The sequence below is a fragment of the Mycolicibacterium litorale genome (genome assembly GCF_010731695.1).
GTDB lineage: Bacteria > Actinomycetota > Actinomycetes > Mycobacteriales > Mycobacteriaceae > Mycobacterium > Mycobacterium litorale.
On the sequence record NZ_AP022586.1, the window covers coordinates 1,156,575 to 1,172,262 of the forward strand.

Below are 15,688 nucleotides of genomic sequence, written 5' to 3' on the forward strand. Positions count from 1 at the left end.
CGAACTGGTTGCGACCCAGCAGATTTATTTGAGCGCTTTGAATTGTGTCATAGGAAGGGAGAATCACGATGGCTGTCTTCGCTGATGCGGAAGAGGTTTACCGCTACCTCGCCGGCATCTTTCGACGAGGTTTGGAGAACGAAGACCTTGCGAACAGACTTGCCGGGTCCGGGGTGGTGTTACGGATCCACTACACCGATCCGGATGCGGTAGTAACCGTGGATATGCCGGAGAAGGTCGTAGAGACCGGCGCGGACAGTGGCGTTACACCGAATGTCGAATTGTTCATGTCCGCGGATACCGGCAACAGGTTCTGGTTGGGGAAGGTGAACTTGACCATGGCGATGGCGAAAGGAACTGTACGAGCGAAAGGTCCTGTCACCAAACTGATCAAGCTCATACCGCAGGCAAAGAACCTCTTTCCGGAATACCGGGCAATCCTTGAGGCCGACAAGCGTCACGACCTGCTCAATGTGTGATGTCGGTGCGGTACCGCGCCCGGGCCCGGGTGAGCGGCGCGGGCCTCTGGGCGATGTGCCCGGAGATCATCCAGGACAGTTCGCGCGACCACCGTGCGCGGTCGGGATAACTACTCGAGAAGCGTAATTCGATAGAAGGGACTTCAACATGAAGACACGTGCGGCTGTTTTGTGGGGCTTGGAGCAGAAGTGGGAGGTCGAAGAAGTCGATTTGGATCCGCCAGGTCCCGGGGAGGTCCTCGTGCGGCTGGCGGCCACCGGCTTGTGCCATTCCGACGAACATCTGGTGACCGGCGACCTCCCGATCCCATTGCCGGTAGTGGGGGGTCATGAGGGTGCTGGCACAGTCGTGGAGTGCGGCGAAGGGGTTGAGGAACTGTCCGAAGGTGATTCTGTCATCTTGACCTTCCTTCCCTCGTGTGGGCGCTGCTCGTACTGCGCGCGCGGCATGGGCAATCTCTGTGAGTTGGGAGCGGCGCTCATGATGGGACCGCAGATCGACGGCACCTATCGCTTTCACGCACGAGGCGAGGACGTCGGGCAGATGTGTTTGCTCGGGACGTTTTCCGAGTACACAGTGGTGCCGCAGGCGTCCGTGGTCAAGATTGACGGCGGAATCCCCCTGGATCGGGCAGCCTTGATCGGTTGCGGCGTCACGACCGGTTACGGATCTGCGGTGCGGACTGGGGAGGTGCGCGCCGGGGACACCGTCGTGGTAGTGGGAGCGGGCGGAATCGGAATGAATGCGATTCAGGGCGCGCGAATCGCGGGAGCGCTGGCGATTGTGGCGGTCGATCCGGTGAAGTTCAAGCGAGAGCAAGCGAGCGGGTTCGGTGCGACGCACACCGCGGCCTCGATGGATGAAGCTTGGTCGCTGGTCAGCGATATGACGCTGGGCAAGCTGGCTGATGTCTGCATCCTCACCACCGATGTGGCTGAGGCCTCCTACACCGCGGAAGCGCTGGCCTTGGTCGGAAAGCGCGGGCGCGTCGTGGTCACGGCCATCGGGCACCCCGACGACTCATCGATCTCAGGATCACTGCTTGAAATGACGCTTTACGAGAAGCAGATTCGTGGCGCTTTGTATGGCTCATCCAATGCGCCGCACGATATTCCGCGACTGGTCGAGCTGTACTCCGCTGGGTTGTTGAAGCTCGATGAGTTGGTCACCCGCGAATACTCCCTCGACCAAATTAATGAGGGCTACCAGGATATGCGTTCAGGAAAAAATATCCGAGGGCTGGTCCGGTTCTGAAGAGCATCATGCCCACTGCTGGTCTCCATGTCCTTGCGTTGCTGCAGATCATGCGGCCGGGCCCCTTGGGTGGTTGGCGTCGGGTCCTTCTTTCCCGTCGTGAGGACGGCAAGCATCAGACACCTCATCGATCATCTATCACATTCTCTGGGAGGCTGAGATGACGGACGCTGGCACGACCACGGCAAGCAGGGATGGGGCTGCTCGTTTCGCTATCGCCCCGGAGGTGTGGACCACGCCGGAGCGACGAGCGCTGAGCCAAATGGCGCGGTCTTTCTCGGAACGTGAAATCGCGCCGAAGCTAGCGGAATGGGAGCACGTGGGTGAGATTCCGCGCGACCTGCATCTCAATGCTGCCGAGGTGGGGCTTCTCAGAATCGGGTTCCCGGAAGAAGTCGGCGGCAGCGGCGGCAATGCGATTGACTCTGCACTGGTCACTGAGGCCATCCTGGCCGCAGGCGGGTCCACTGGCGTCTGCGCCGCCTTGTTCACCCATGGCATTGCCCTTCCCCACATTGCCGCCAATGGCTCCGACGCCCTGATTCAACGATATGTCCGTCCTACGCTCGCAGGAAAGATGATCGGCTCGCTGGGCGTTACCGAGCCTGGGGCAGGCTCAGATGTCGCGAATCTGCGCACACGCGCGGTGCGCGAGGGGGACACCTACGTGGTCAACGGAGCAAAGACGTTCATCACCAGCGGAGTTCGAGCGGACTTCGTTACTACGGCGGTACGCACCGGCGGACCGGGTTACGGTGGAGTTTCATTGCTTGTGATCGACAAGAATTCGCCTGGATTCGAAGTGTCCCGCCGGTTAGACAAGATGGGGTGGCGATGTAGCGACACCGCCGAGTTGTCTTTCGTCGACGTTCGCGTACCGGCTGACAACCTGGTGGGGGCAGAGAACAGTGGGTTTTTGCAGATCATGCAGCAATTTCAGGCTGAACGGCTCGGCATCGCCGTCCAGGCGTACGCGACGGCGGGTCGGGCTCTCGACCTTGCCAAGAGTTGGGCGCGGGAACGTGAAACGTTCGGTAGACCCTTGACGGGGCGCCAGATCATTCGCCATAAGCTTGCGGAGATGGCTCGACAGGTCGACGTGGCGTGCACCTACACCCGTGCGGTCATGCAGAGGTGGCTAGCGGGGGAGGATGTCGTTGCCGAGGTGTCGATGGCCAAGAACACCGCTGTGTATGCGTGCGACTACGTGGTCAATGAGGCGGTTCAGATCTTCGGTGGGATGGGCTACATGCGTGAGTCTGAGATCGAGAGACACTATCGAGATTGCCGAATTCTCGGAATAGGCGGCGGCACCAACGAAATCATGAACGAGGTCATCGCCAAACGTATCGGACTCTAGCTACTTGATTGAATCGCCCTGACTTTCCCGGAGGCTCGGGTTATTGGATTCCGGCCAGGGGTTGGTCGGTCCCATGTGCATCGTGGAACGCGGCTTCGAACTCGGTGGGTGGGATGTCATTAAGGTAGCTGTGTAAGCGGCTGGTGTTGTGCCAGTACACCCAGCTCAGGGTCGCGAGTTCGACGTCCTCGACGGTCTTCCACGGCCTGGTGCGGACTGGCCCGTAGATCAGCTCCGCCTTGTAGTAGCCGTTCACCGTCTCCAGGGCATTATCGTAGCTGTCTCCGATCGTGCCGATCGAGCGGACCGCTCCGATCTCGGCGAGCCGTTCGCCATAGCGGATAGAGGTGAATTGCGATCCGGCATCGGAGTGACATGTCAAGCCCGGCAATGTGTTTCCGCGTGACCAACGAGCCATCTCCAACGCATCCAGCACCATGGTGGTACGCATGTGCGACGCTACCCGCCAGCCCACGATCATCGGGTCTGCTGCACCAATAGGTGACATCTGAGTTGGCTTGCCCAAAGCGGGCGGGCTGGAAGGATGTCAGTGTGCCTAGGCCCTACCCCCGTGAATTTCGCGACGACGTCGTCCGCGTTGCCCGTAACCGCGACGACGGGGTGACGATCGAGCAGATCGCCACCGATTTCGGCGTGCACCCGATGACGTTGACCAAGTGGATGCGCCAAGCCGACGTCGACGAGGGCGCCAAGCCAGGTAAGAGCACCAATGACTCCGCTGATCTGCGCGAGCTACGACGCCGAAATCGGTTGTTGGAACAAGAGAATGAAGTCTTACGGCGGGCAGCGGCGTACTTGTCGCAGGCCAATCTGCCGGGAAAAGGGTCTACCCGCTCGTAAGTGAGCTCGCCGCCGACGGGATTCCCGTCGCGGTGACGCGCCGGGTACTCAAGCTCGCCCGCCAGCCCTACTACCGCTGGCGGGCAAATCCCATCACCAATGCCGAACTCGTCGAGGCATACCGCGCCAACGCCCTGTTCGACGCGCACGGCGAGGACCCCGAGTTCGGCTACCGCTACCTCGTCGAGGAGGCCCGTGAGGCCGGCGAGCCGATGGCCGAGCGCACCGCCTGGCGCATCTGCTCACAGCAGCAGTTGTGGAGCGTGTTCGGCAAGAAGCGCGGCAAGAACGGCAAACCAGGACCGCCGGTGCACGACGATCTGGTCCAGCGCGACTTCACCGCTGAAACGCCAAACATGTTGTGGCTCAGCGACATAACTGAGCATTATACCGGCGAGGGCAAGCTCTACCTCTGCGCGATCAAGGATGCATTCTCCAACCGCATCGTGGGTTATTCGATCGACTCCCGAATGAAGTCACGCCTGGCGACCGCCGCGCTGCGCAACGCGGTCGGCCGCCGTGGGGTGGTCGCCGGCTGCGTGGTTCACACGGACAGAGGGTCGCAGTTTCGAAGTCGAAAGTTCGTCCAGGCCCTGCACCATCACGGCATGGTCGGCTCAATGGGACGTGTCGGCGCGGCCGGCGACAACGCGGCGATGGAGAGCTTCTTCAGCCTGCTGCAGAAGAACGTCCTCGACCGCCGCCGCTGGGCCACCCGAGAGGAGCTGCGGATCGCCATCGTCACTTGGATCGAACGCACCTACCACCGACGTCGCCGCCAAGGCGCCCTCGGCCGGTTGACCCCCGTCGAATACGAAGCCATCATGACCACGACGGCCAGTCAGGCCGCGTGACCGAAATTGTCACCTGATCGTGCAGCAGACCCACTTCCTGATAGAGCTTGGCACAGGCCTCTTTGGTAGGTGCACCGTCCTCGCGTGAGTCAGATGCATCGGGGTCGGGAGGCATATTAGACACGGCACGACCTTAGGACGGCGGTCTCACATGTCACGCCGACGCGCCGTTTGCTGTGGTGGGTCTGCTTCCGCAGCGCGGGGACAATATGGAGACCTTTCGGTCACATCGGTCACATCTGTCACAGGCAGCAAACACTCCGAAACGACAACAACCCTGCCTGAGCATTGCGTTTGCATGGTGCGCCGTCAGGGTTTCGAACCCCAGACCCGCTGATTAAGAGTCAGCGGCTGTCAGCGATGCCTGGGCTACCGGCGTCGCCGCGAAAACGTCAGAGTAGCTCTATCTGCTCAGGTTCCTCGACGCTAGGCCCGTTAAACTCCACCAGCGTATGACGGATCAATGGACGGTTTGTACGCCACTGGTTGGTCGAAGTCAAACAACCAGAACGCTATTTATCGACAATAGGTTGTTTGACAAGTAGTCACTGAGTAGAGTAACAGACGTGCTCTCTGCTTCGATTCCTGCCCGCTTGGTCGACGCAGGCGTGCGGATGGTGACTGGTGATGCACACAGCATCACATACCGAATCGATGGCCGCGCCGTAGTAGCGGACCTGGTTCTGGCAGAACGTGTGCCATCTCCGGCCGCAGTCCTTAGTCGTGTGCGCCGCCATCCAGGCCGCCGCGTATTCGTGGTGTGCGAGACCATCTCAGATGAGGCACGTTCAGCGCTCCTGGCTCAGGCTGACGTGGATCTCAGCGTCGGCAGCACCGGCGAACTGGTGCTCTCCGGGCGAACCTACCGAACGCCAACACCAGGACGGCCGCCCCGCGCCGCCAGCGAGCGCAGCTGGCGGCGGCGGGCGGCTGAACGGGTCTGTGTGCTTACGCGCGGTCACCTCCGCCAACGCGACATTGCCGCGGCCATCGGAGTTAGCCAGCAGGCGGTGTCCAAAATGACCGAGAAGGATCCGCTGCCGGACACGCCGATGACCGAGGCTGCGCGCCGGGAGCTCCTGGTGAAACTGGCATTGGTACCTGCGGACAGCGGACTTGTCGAAACGTACTGGTATGGAATGGATCCGGTAGTGGAGCAGGTGCGCAGTGCGACCCGACTCGGCGCCGAGCTCACCGTGCCGATCCTTGCTGGCGGCGAGGTCGCCGCCGACGTCCTGCGACCGTGGCAGGTACCAACCAGAGGTCTGGTCTATGCCAAAGAACTGGTCGACCTCTCCGAGTTCGGTTTGGTGGAGGCCACCGCCGAGGAAGCGACCTTGACTGTGCGGGTTCCCGCCGACCCGACCGTCTGGACGACCGCGGCCTGGTGGCGGCGGGTTCGTGATACGCAGCGTTCCGACATCATCACTGTGGATCCAGTGATTGCGCTTCAGGACCTCAGCGGCGGTGCCGATCTTGGCGACGGTGCACCGCAGCATCTCAGCGACTGGATCGTGCACCGGTGACCGGAACAGCATCGGTGCAAATCGCCTGCACTGCGGTGGCCGACGACAACGGAATGCGTGCACTGCGTGACGTGGCCGCAGTCACTGCCGACATCGAGTACCGCGTCATCGGCGGTCACATGGTGCGACTGCTGCGGCACGTCTACAACGTGTCGGGCATACCGCGACTGACCTCCGACGCAGACACCGGGATCGACGTCAACGTGGCGTCCACCGGGAACCTCCACGATCGACTCACCGCACTGGGGTACACCGCTGAGTGCGGCAACCGCTACGAGCGGGGTGAGCAAGCGGTCGACCTCTTAGTTCCCACCGCAGCCAAACCAGGCAAGCGGATCATCGGCGAACGAGCCTTCGACGGAGCGCCAGGGCTGCGGTTGGCGCTCGCCCTACCGCCGATCGAAGTCGCCGTCACAGCCCGACTCACCGACGGCGACACGGTTGAGTTCGAAATTCCGGTTCCCGACGTCGAGGCAGCATTCGTGTTGAAGATGCTGGCACGTACCGTTCGCGACTCCGAACGTGACCTCCAGGATATCGAGACACTACTGGAGATCGTCGCGTCACAACCCGATTACCACGCTTCGCCGTGGCGCCTGGGCGACCCCAAGATCACAAAGGCCGGCGAGCGCGGCGACGCTGCGCGTGTGGCAGCGCAGATGATCTCCAGTCCGCCGACGAGGGTGCCGGCCAGAGTGCGGGCGCTGCTCCGGCGCCATGTCGCCATCGTGTCGCGATGACGCACCAGCAGACAGTCGTTCGTTTCCGTGCGGCTACGCCGAGCGAAACGGTTTCGGTCTCGACGGAGCCGGCAAATGCTGAGCCGGAGCATTGACATGGCTGCTGGCTGCGCGGGTCCCCACGCCGGTGGCAATAACGGCTAGGTCGTTGTCGGCGGAGCGGCGTAGTCTAGTTACATGGATGTAGTTCCCGCGACGCCTGCCAACCTTGATAATGGTACGTCCTCGCCGGGACCTGGCGAATTCGCCGCGCAGGTCTATCCAGCAGCCGAGCGCGAGGCGGCTGGCCCGCGCCCCGAGCGCTTCCAGGTCCTCGCTCTCGATGGAGGGGGCGCCAAGGCGTTGTTCACTGCGCATGTGCTTGCACGTCTGGAGCAGGATCTGGGCGTTAGGATCACCGATTCCTTCGACCTCATTGCTGGCACGTCGGCGGGCGGCATCGTCGCACTGGGTCTCGGTGCGGGCCTCACGCCGAAGGAGATTGTCTCCCACTACGAAGAACTGGTCGAGAAAGTCTTTCCGGCGTCGAGGCGGCGAGGATGGCGCCGACCACGGCAGCTGAGATCGCCCATCTATGACGCAGAGGCGCTGCGGCAAGCGTTGACCGGCGTCCTCGGAGCCCGACTCCTTGGCGACAGCACGAAGCGACTCGTCATTCCCGCGTGGGATGTACAACGCGGGGCCGTGCACATCTTCAAGACTCCGCACCACACACGGCTGACCCGCGACTGGCGCATACCGATGGTGGACGTTGCACTGGCGACCTCGGCGGCGCCGCTGTACTTCCCCGCGGCGTACGTCGACGGACACAGGCTCATTGACGGCGGAGTATGGGCCAACAACCCGGCTGTCGTCGCGATCGCCGAGGCCGTCAGCATGCTCGGTGTTCCTCTCGACGCGATTACCGTCCTCAACGTCGGCACCATTGATCAGCTGACCGATCACCCCAAGCGCTTGGACCGCGGCGGACTCTTACACTGGGCAAGACCGATTGCCCCGCTGATCCTTAACGCCAGCAGCCGTGGCGGACAGGGCCTCGCCGAACACTTGATCGGCAAATCCAACTACACGCGCTTCGACGCTCTAGTGCCCGGCGGCCTCTACGCACTGGACTCGGCGGACCCAAAGGACGTGGCCGGCCTCGCTGCCTCAGTCAGCCGAGAACTCAGCCCTAGCTACACCGCGAAATTCGCTGACCACCAGGCGCCCGCATACACACCGGTGAACGGACGCCGACACCGCGACGATCCGGGCAGCATTTCACACACGGAGGCCCCCAATGCAACTCGCTGACCACTTCAACGTCTTGCTGAAAGACACGGTCAATCTCAGCCAGTTCAAACTGGACCTACTCAACCAGCGCGTCGAAGCCATCTACAAGGCACTCAAAGCCGACGTCGAAATCGGTGCGCTGATCACCGGCAAGACGCCGCAAGGCTCCTGGGCACACCGCACGATCATCAACCCCGTCGGTGACAACGAGTTCGACGCCGACTTCATGCTCGACATGAGCCAGAACCCGGACTGGGCCGACAACCCCAAGACCTACATCGATGAGGTCTACGCAGCCCTGCATCGGCACAGCACCTACGGCACCATGCCGCACTCACGTAAGTGCCGCTGCGCGCGGCTCGTCTACGCCAACTCCATGCACGTCGACATCGTCCCTCACCTCAACCTGGCCGACGGTCGAGAGGTCATCGTCAACCGCGACGACAACGAGTGGGAGCTGACGAACCCGCAGGGTTTCACCGATTGGATGAAGAAACAGGACTCTATCGCCAGCGGGAACTTACGCAAAGTGATCAGACTCATGAAATACCTTCGTGATCACAAGAATTCGTTCACCGGCACACGTTCAGTCCTGCTGACCACCATGCTGGGGGAGCAGGTAACAGACTTGCGCAAGCTCCTGGACCCGAGTTACTACAGCAACGTCCCCACAACTCTTCTTCATGTCGTGCAAGACCTCGACACCTGGTTGCAAGCGAACCCGATCAAGCCCTCCATCGCCGACCCGTCCGGTTCCGGCGTGACGTTCGACCACCGGTGGGGACCAGACCCCGAGAGCGCTCAGGCGACCTACAGCTACTTCCGTGACCGAATCCACGTGCATGCCGCCGACATCGAAGCGGCCTACGAGGAGAAAGACAAAGACCGCAGTGTCCAGCTGTGGCAGAACATCTTCGGCGACGGATTCAAGGCGCCGGCCACAACAACCGCTAGCGCGAAGTTTCCAGCAGCCACCTCTGCCGCGGACTCAACAGTGGGGCGCTCTGGTCGGGCAGGGTGACCAGACGCCACCAGCCCACGCTGACGGGCTGGCAGAAGCATCTCCTCGCCGAACTCAAAGCGCTAGCGCAACAACGTCCCAACGAAATCCAGGTCCGAGGAAGACCCACGCTCGACGCTAGCGGCGAGGCGTCGCTCCGCATCTCGCTACGCACGGCCGCCATCCCGCATCATCCGGGTGGCCTGCAACTTCAAGAGACCGAGGAGTTCATCCTTCAGCTTCGCCCCTCTTCGTACTCGCTACCGGCTATCGACGTTGATCACACTCGGTTTCTCGGCTACCCCCATGTGCTCGCGGGTCAACGACTATGCATCTATTTGGATCCTTCACGGGAATGGCAGCCGACGCTTGGTGTGGCCGGCCTACTCACCCGCCTTTGGGACTGGCTCGTCGACGCGGCCGCCGGAAACTTCGACGCCGCCACCGCCATGTACCACGCTGTTGGCGGAGTGCCGCATCAGGCACATGACACACCGACGATCGTTACCCGAGAACCCGGACCGGCGAAGCGCCACCAAACGGCTCACCTGATCGCCCGGTCAACGCACCGATACGACCTGACGTACTCGCCTGGAGCTGCCGGGCATCGCGTACCGGTAATTACCCTGGCCACCGCGCTGCCGTTCGGTGCCGCATCCACATTCGCGCTACTGCTTGCTCTCCTGGACGACCCCTACCTTGACCGCCTCGAAGGACGGGCTCCCCGGATCGCACCGCAATCGCCGGCGTTCCTCACCGCCCTCCTGGCGAGTGCGTTACGAAATCACCACGACGCCGAGCAATACTTCGTCCTCGCCGTGCCGCACCCCGCTGGAGGCCCACCCCACCTCTTGGGCGGACGGCTCCCCACCCCAACGGCGAATGCGCTCCGCGAGGTCGCGCAGCAACGGGGTGTGGGGGTTGTTCTCGACCCCGCGAAGATCAACACTGAAATCCCGATTGAGTGGTGCAGGATGTCCGACGAACGACCCGAAGTGACAACCCGCCGCGACGACGGCCGCCCCGTGAACGGATTTCAACGAAAGACTGTCCACATCTGGGGCTGCGGCGGGCTCGGATCATGGATCGCCGAATTCATCGCTCGCGCAGGAGCATCGGAGATCACCGTGTGCGACCCTGGCATCGTCACCGGCGGCTTGCTCGTCCGACAAAACTACGTCGAAGACGACATTGGCCGTTCCAAAGCCGAGGCACTCGCTGGACGGCTCCGCGCGATCCGTGATGACCTGACGGTCACCGTCGCAGAAGGGCACCTCCCAGAAGACCACACGTCATGCCTGGCAGCGGATCTCATCATCGACGCCACAGTGAACAACGGCATCACGAGCTGTCTCGATGCGTTGGCAACTGCGCCGACGCGAAAGGCATTGATCGCTCAGGTCGCCACAGACGCTCGCTCTGGCACGCTCGGCCTAGCCGTGCTGTGCGCCGCAAGCGCAACAGCGACAGTTTCCAGCATCGATCAAGACGCTGGCCGAACAATCCAGGGCGACAGCGGACTTGAGCTCTACCACACGCTGTGGCAAGAACCCAGCGATGACGAACTTATACCAACCAGGGGCTGCTCGGTCCCCACATTCCACGGCTCGGCAGCCGACCTCGTAGCGGTCGCAGCCACACTCGTCAACCTGATCGGAAGCCACCTCCAACAACCGGACTCCGCGGTTTCGGGCACACACCTCATCGCTCTGCCGCACGCGGCCAGCGGCCCCCGACACCACTTCCTCCCCGGTGTAACGCACCCCATGGATCACACAGCAGGGACAGAATGAGGGCAACGGAACGTCAACGCAATGCCCCATCAGAGGGCGTCATTGTCGAGCGTCTTCGCACCGAGGCAACCAACTGGATCAACGCCGTGGCGCTCCAATCAGGACGCATCGACCGACGCTTCAACAAGCGGCACGCCGACCACGTGGAACTCCAAACTCTTGAACGTGACCTGCACTTCTTCCTGTTAGCGGCGGTACGCCTTCGCCGCTGTATCGAGCAGGTGTCTCGATACCAGTAAAGAAAGTTCTCACATCGCAGGTCAGCGACGGTCAGGCTATTGGTCCGGCCTGCCGCTCGCGGCGTCTCGATGCGGCGAGCAGCGAGGGCAGCTGCGCCTCGTCGTGATGCCAGCGCTGTGGCCTGCGACTTAGTTCCGGCGCCGGTCGTGGGTGCATGCATGCGTGGCGGCGGACGGAGGGCGGAGCGCAGGGAGCGGCGCGGACGGGAGCGCCAGCGGACGGGAGCAGAGCGAGCGTAGCGAAGCCTGCTGGTGGCCGCCGGTTCCTGCGGGTCGCGGGTGTCCAGGATCTGCGCCATCAGCCGCGACGGGGCTGCGGCATGGTGCTGGGGCTCGTAGGCTGGCGGTTGTGAGCGTAGTTTTGGCGCAGCGTGCACGGCGCGAGGCCGAGGCGCGGCTGGCTGAGCAGCCGCGGCGGTTGGCGCATGTCCGGGGGGTCGCGACGACTGCCGAGCGGTTGAGCCGGCGTTTCGATGCTCAAACGGCGGACTGTCTGGTCGCGGCGGGGTGGTTGCACGATATCGGTTACGCACCGTCGGTGCGCCGGACCGGTTTTCATCCCCTTGATGGAGCGGAGTTCGTGCGATCGGCGGGTTTCGGGGAGCTGGTCGCTTCCTTGGTGGCCTTTCATACCGGAGCGCACGCGGAGGCTGCCGAGCGGGGCTTGTCGGGTTTGTCCGCGTTCAGCGATCCGCCCAGCAATGTCCTTGATGCGTTGACTTTTTGCGATCTGACGACTGGACCTGACGGGGCGCCGATATCACCGCGAGATCGACTACGCGACGTGTTGGCGCGTTATGGATCCGAGGACCCGGTGCACCGGGCGGTCGACGCGGGCCGCGACGAATTGTTGGCGGCGGTCCGGCGAGTACGCGACTGGCTGTAGCCCAGCGGTCAGCCGAGGTAGGGGCTGTCGCGGCGTTGCAGGTAGTGCTCGACGCGCAGTCGCATCGACGGATGCATATCCAGGCCAGCGATGTCGTCGGGGGCAGTCCAGGCGATGTCGGTGCTTTCGTGGTCGATGGCGAGGGTCCCGCCGAGCACCGTGGTGGCGAACAGTAGCGAGAATTGTTGGCGCACTTCGCCATCGGTGAACGCGACCACGTGGTGGGGGTTGGTGTAGACACCGACCAGACCCGTGACTTCGACGTCGAGCCCGGTTTCTTCTTTGACTTCCCGCACGGCGGTGTCGGCGATGGTTTCGCCGATGTCGTGTCCGCCGCCGGGTAACGCCCACAGGGTGTTGTCGCGGCGTTTGATCAGCAGAATACGACCTTGTTCGTCGGTGACGATGGCCGAGGCGGACGGAACGACACTGTTGGGCGCCGGGGCGTTGGGGTCATTGTAGTAGTCGGTGCGCATCGGGGGTCAGCCTTTCGCGGTCAGCGGTCTGGCGCGGTTCCAGACCTGGGTGAAAGCGTCTTCGAGGGTGGTCCAGAGCCTTGGCTCATGGTGACGTGACAGAACCAGCACAGGGTTGTTGCGCCCGGGTGAGCCGTAGATGTGGAAGTTGACAATCATGGCGTCATCGACCCGAAAGATCGACGTGTAGAGCGCGGTGTCGTGGGTGCGAATGTCCAGCCCCGGGGTACAAGCGTGAGGGGCGAGCAACTCCACCGACGTGCGGCAGCGGGCGATGACAGCCTCGCCGATCCCTTCCTCCTCACCGCGCAAGATCGTGGTCGCAGTGTCGGGATCCCCGACGAGAAACCGCACCGACACACCGCGGGCGGCGGCGGCGAGCAGGGTGTCGAGGAATCCGTCGAGGGTGTCGAACAGGAACGTGGCCGCGAGCACGAGGATGTCGATGCCGGTGGTGGCGTCGGCGAAATGCTGCTGCCACGTCGTGATCGGCAGCTGAGTACGGCTGGCATACAGGGTCGCGGTGAATGGCCCACCCGCAGACGCTGTTGTCACTGCACGGGGGGTAGCGGCCGGGTACTGCTTGGGCCACAGGTCATGCGGAGTGCAGTCGAGCACCTCGCTGGCGCTGCGGGCGTTGTGTTCGCGAATTCTGTAGTCGCTATCGGCCAGCCAGCGTCGCACCGACTTGATATCGACACCCACCGCGGTGGCGAACCGCTGCGAGGACAGACCTTTGGCCTGTAGCCGCTGCGCGAGGCGATCGTTGGGAGTGATGGCGGCCTCGGTGCCGTCCTGCTCGTCCATCGTGTCAGCGCACATCTTCCCGTGTCGTCCGTATCCATCCTTCAGCGCGTGGTGTCTAGTTTGCCATGCGATTGCCGCCACCCTGCGGCGATAGTGTCGGTGTGATGTCCGTGGGTATGTCCGGCCGTGTCCGAAATGCCCGTGGATGTGTCGGAAATGTCGGCACATGTCTCTCGCAACGTCCGTGATGTCCACGTGAACTGAATCCAGCGCCGGACCGGCGTCAACATCTCACGAAAGGACTAGTAGGACAATGCGTTTGAGAATCGATACGTCTGGAACTCGTTTTATCGTCACCCGCGCTCCGGAGCCACGGCTGAACTTCGAAACCGGCGCCCCGAAAGTCGACACCGCCACCGGGATGCCGATGTACGCCACCCAGGTCCTCGCGCTGGATGACTCCGGCGGCGAAGTACTCAATGTCACCGTGGCAGGAGACCCCAAAGTTACAGTCACGCAGTCTATTTCGGTGGTTGGTCTGGTGGCCATCCCGTGGGCCCAAGGTGATCGCAGCGGGGTGGCGTTCCGCGCTGATGCCCTCACCCCCGCCACCGCCAGTGGTGCTGCGCCGAGTGAGCAGACACGCCCGCAGAAGTAACCCCAAGCGGGTGTGGGGTGCGGTGAACCGATCACCGCACCCCGCCACCCCGGGCATTGCTGTTGACCACACGCTCACGGAGGGCATCTCTCATGACATCGAACAATAAGAACACCACCAACAGTGGATCAGGCGATGACGACTGGTTCGGAGAACTGGTCATGTCGCTGTTCACCGCAGCCGGGTATGTGCTCTGGTGGGCGGTGCTGTTCCCGGCGATCAACGTGCCCATCATCGCCAGCCTCGTGCTTGCCATCAGCCACGGCCCACGCGTGGGCCTGATCTGCGCGATCGTGTGCAGTGCCGGGTATGCGGGCTGGGCCTGGCTCCAACCGGGGTCATTTCGCGCCTGGGTGACCGAACCGGTACGGCGGCGCTGGCTCACGTGGTCGCGCTACACCCGCACCTGGGAATCGACCTGCACCTTGCACGGCCTGACGGCCACACTCGGCGGCCGCACCCTCACTCCCACCCTGCGCACGGTGACAATCGGTAAAACCACCGATGTGCTGGCGGTGCGCATCGTCACCGGCCAGTCCGTGGCAGATTGGCATAAACAGTCCGACGCGCTGGCCGCCGCGTGGCGCGCCGACCGCATCAGCATCACCGCCACCTCGCCTGGCGAACTGCGCATCACTTTAATGCGGGCAGACGTGCTCGCTGAACCGATCGTCCTGCCCATGCCCGCCCCGGCAACCCCGGTGGACCTGGCGCTGGTGCGGGTCGGGATCACCGAAACGCGGCATTGGTGGCAAGTGCCGCTGCTCGGTCACCATGTGCTGATCGCCGGGGCAACCGGCGCAGGTAAAGGCTCAGTGCTGTGGTCGTTGATCGCCGGCATCGCCCCCGCGGTGAAGACCGGACTGGTGCGGTTATGTGTCATCGACCCCAAAGGTGGCATGGAACTCGGTGCCGGAGCACCCCTGTTCACCGTGTTCACCCACGACGCCACCGACACCACCCTGGAGCTGCTACGCCAGCTCGTCACGGTGATGCACGCCCGGGCGAATCGTCTGCGCGGCCACACCCGACTACACACTCCCACGACGTCGGAGCCGTTGTTCGTGGTAGTGATCGATGAAATCGCAGCACTGAGTGCGTATGTGACCGACCGCAAGGTCCGCACCGAAATCGAACAACTCCTGGGCCTCCTGCTCTCGCAAGGCCGCGCAGTCGGCATCAGCGTCGTCGCCGCGGTGCAAGACCCCGCCAAAGACACCCTGCCGTTAAGGCAGCTGTTCACGGTGCGGATCGGGTTGCGCCTGACTGAAGCCACCCAAACCACTATGGTCCTGGGACAGGGAGCACGCGATGCCGGCGCCGAATGTGACCGCATCCCCGACGCGACACCGGGTGTTGGCTACATGATGGTTGACGGCACCGCCTACGCCCAGCGGGTGCGGGCCTTCCACGTCACCGACCACGACATCACCGCGCTGGCCACTCGGTTCCGCCGACCCCCGAGCCGACCGAACAAGACCCACCAGCCACACAACACCGATACCGGGCACACCGTGGGTGAGGGCAGCGGTGAATAGCTCC

14 protein-coding genes and 1 pseudogene are annotated in these 15,688 nt (G+C 63.1%); 12 read left to right on the forward strand and 3 right to left on the reverse strand.

The window, feature by feature from the left end; translation table 11 throughout:
• Positions 1–68 precede the first annotated feature (68 nt).
• The 3 genes from G6N30_RS05415 (at position 69) to G6N30_RS05425 (ending at position 3,094) form a co-directional block, all read left to right on the forward strand.
• Positions 69–479: an SCP2 sterol-binding domain-containing protein gene (locus tag G6N30_RS05415; protein ID WP_005110592.1), complete on the forward strand. Its 411-nt coding sequence runs from the start codon at positions 69–71 to the stop codon at positions 477–479.
• A 148-nt stretch (positions 480–627) separates the two neighbouring features.
• Positions 628–1,734, forward strand: a complete 1,107-nt coding sequence (locus G6N30_RS05420) for an NDMA-dependent alcohol dehydrogenase (protein ID WP_011560572.1) — start codon at positions 628–630, stop codon at positions 1,732–1,734.
• Between the two features lie 160 nt (positions 1,735–1,894).
• The gene (locus G6N30_RS05425; RefSeq protein WP_011856018.1) at positions 1,895–3,094 is read left to right on the forward strand and encodes an acyl-CoA dehydrogenase family protein; all 1,200 of its coding nucleotides are present in this window, start codon (positions 1,895–1,897) and stop codon (positions 3,092–3,094) included.
• Between the two features lie 40 nt (positions 3,095–3,134).
• Here the strand turns inward: G6N30_RS05425 and G6N30_RS05430 are convergent.
• Positions 3,135–3,578 (reverse strand): annotated as a pseudogene (locus tag G6N30_RS05430) (DDE-type integrase/transposase/recombinase); the annotation flags it as partial.
• A 68-nt stretch (positions 3,579–3,646) separates the two neighbouring features.
• Here G6N30_RS05430 and G6N30_RS05435 point away from each other — a divergent pair.
• The 7 genes from G6N30_RS05435 to G6N30_RS05470 all read left to right on the forward strand — a co-directional run bounded on the left by G6N30_RS05435 (position 3,647) and on the right by G6N30_RS05470 (position 12,265).
• Positions 3,647–4,809 (forward strand): IS3 family transposase gene (locus G6N30_RS05435; protein ID WP_225323256.1). Its coding sequence is split into 2 segments (ribosomal slippage): positions 3,647–3,931 and positions 3,934–4,809, totalling 1,161 coding nucleotides; the frame shifts between segments, so codons are not numbered across the junction.
• Positions 4,810–5,423: 614 nt separating this feature from the next.
• Positions 5,424–6,335, forward strand: a complete 912-nt coding sequence (locus G6N30_RS26990) for a hypothetical protein (protein WP_017205323.1) — start codon at positions 5,424–5,426, stop codon at positions 6,333–6,335.
• Positions 6,332–7,075, forward strand: coding sequence for a nucleotidyl transferase AbiEii/AbiGii toxin family protein (locus G6N30_RS05445; protein WP_011560566.1), 744 nt, complete (start codon positions 6,332–6,334; stop codon positions 7,073–7,075). The genes G6N30_RS26990 and G6N30_RS05445 overlap by 4 nt, the downstream gene beginning before the upstream one ends.
• A 177-nt stretch (positions 7,076–7,252) precedes the next feature.
• The gene (locus tag G6N30_RS05450; protein ID WP_011560565.1) at positions 7,253–8,368 is read left to right on the forward strand and encodes a CBASS cGAMP-activated phospholipase; all 1,116 of its coding nucleotides are present in this window, start codon (positions 7,253–7,255) and stop codon (positions 8,366–8,368) included.
• Positions 8,355–9,368: an SMODS domain-containing nucleotidyltransferase gene (locus G6N30_RS05455; protein WP_005110610.1), complete on the forward strand. Its 1,014-nt coding sequence runs from the start codon at positions 8,355–8,357 to the stop codon at positions 9,366–9,368. The genes G6N30_RS05450 and G6N30_RS05455 overlap by 14 nt, the downstream gene beginning before the upstream one ends.
• Positions 9,365–11,140, forward strand: a complete 1,776-nt coding sequence (locus tag G6N30_RS05460) for a ThiF family adenylyltransferase (protein ID WP_011768281.1) — start codon at positions 9,365–9,367, stop codon at positions 11,138–11,140. The genes G6N30_RS05455 and G6N30_RS05460 overlap by 4 nt, the downstream gene beginning before the upstream one ends.
• 588 nt (positions 11,141–11,728) lie before the next feature.
• Positions 11,729–12,265 carry an HD domain-containing protein gene (locus G6N30_RS05470; protein ID WP_005110615.1) on the forward strand — a complete coding sequence of 179 codons (537 nt, stop codon included), beginning with the start codon at positions 11,729–11,731 and terminating at the stop codon, positions 12,263–12,265.
• Positions 12,266–12,273: 8 nt separating this feature from the next.
• Here G6N30_RS05470 and G6N30_RS05475 read toward each other — a convergent pair whose 3' ends face one another.
• On the reverse strand, positions 12,274–12,741 hold the full coding sequence (locus G6N30_RS05475; protein WP_005110618.1) for an NUDIX hydrolase: 468 nt from the start codon (positions 12,739–12,741) through the stop codon (positions 12,274–12,276).
• Between the two features lie 6 nt (positions 12,742–12,747).
• Complete coding sequence (locus G6N30_RS05480; RefSeq protein ID WP_011560562.1) at positions 12,748–13,548, reverse strand: hypothetical protein; 801 nt, start codon at positions 13,546–13,548, stop codon at positions 12,748–12,750.
• Positions 13,549–13,801: 253 nt separating this feature from the next.
• On the opposite strand from G6N30_RS05480, the gene G6N30_RS05485 reads away from it, so the two are divergent.
• Positions 13,802–14,146 carry an SCO3933 family regulatory protein gene (locus tag G6N30_RS05485; RefSeq protein ID WP_011560561.1) on the forward strand — a complete coding sequence of 115 codons (345 nt, stop codon included), beginning with the start codon at positions 13,802–13,804 and terminating at the stop codon, positions 14,144–14,146.
• A 92-nt stretch (positions 14,147–14,238) separates the two neighbouring features.
• Entirely contained in the window at positions 14,239–15,684 is a 1,446-nt protein-coding gene (locus G6N30_RS05490) for an FtsK/SpoIIIE domain-containing protein (protein WP_017205322.1), read from the forward strand.
• Positions 15,685–15,688: the final 4 nt, after the last annotated feature.